The sequence below is a fragment of the Pseudomonas sp. KK4 genome, from assembly GCF_001984065.1.
Classification (GTDB): Bacteria; Pseudomonadota; Gammaproteobacteria; order Pseudomonadales; family Pseudomonadaceae; genus Aquipseudomonas.
On the sequence record NZ_LYVP01000255.1, the window covers coordinates 1 to 701 of the forward strand.

1 protein-coding gene is annotated in these 701 nt (G+C 52.9%); it reads left to right on the forward strand.

The genetic code is table 11. The features are described 5' to 3' along the window. Nucleotides 1–367 precede the first annotated feature (367 nt). Nucleotides 368–631 (forward strand): type II toxin-antitoxin system RelB/DinJ family antitoxin, encoded by a 264-nt coding sequence (locus B0W55_RS29390; protein ID WP_371807306.1) that lies wholly within the window; start codon nt 368–370, stop codon nt 629–631. Nucleotides 632–701 lie beyond the last annotated feature (70 nt).

Consider the following 701-nt stretch of genomic DNA (forward strand, 5'->3'; position numbering starts at 1 on the left):
GAAGGTGGCTCTGACCGCCTGATCGAAAACCGCGTTGCTGCTGATGGCTCTGATCGTCTGCAAGGCAACACTATCGCCGCCGACGGCTCCGACCGCCTGCAAGGCAACACCGTTGCTGCCGACGGCTCCGACCGTCTGCAAGGCAACTCTGTCGCCTAACCCATTGTTTCGCTGAAACACCCGCAAAAAGCCCGGCCTGATCAGCCGGGCTTTTTCGTGGGTGTTTAAAAAGAACCTACTGCCACCTGATCTTTCCTGCCTTAAAAAAAGACGCGTCTTAAGAACAAAAAGGAGCGGACTGATACCCATGGCGAGCTTCCAGGTTTGAAATATCGAACAACACTGTTGAGGCTGCCAACAATTGACGATGAGGAAGAGGGATTCTGTGTGTGCATCGAAGAAAACCACCGAAGTGCGCTGCCGCGTTGATGAGGACCTGAAAGCACGTGCCACTGAAATTTTGAGCGCTTGTGGCTTGAACATCAGTGATGCCATGCGTCTATTTCTTCGTCGGGTCGTAGCGGCTCAGGGACTTCCGTTTGAGAAGCGCGTCCCCTCAGAGAAAACGGCCCGCGCCTTGATGGAGGCAAAAGAGATTAGTCGGCGGTTCGACTTGATAGACGAAATGTAAAGCGTGCTCACGATCAGAAGGAGCATTCACCCATTGACTGCGTCAATAGTCACCATCAACTCAATGAAGT

Coding starts and splice junctions, on each gene's coding strand:
- B0W55_RS29390 (WP_371807306.1), top strand. CDS start 368: ATGAGGAAGAGGGATTCTGTGTGTGCATCGAAGAAAACCACCGAAGTG.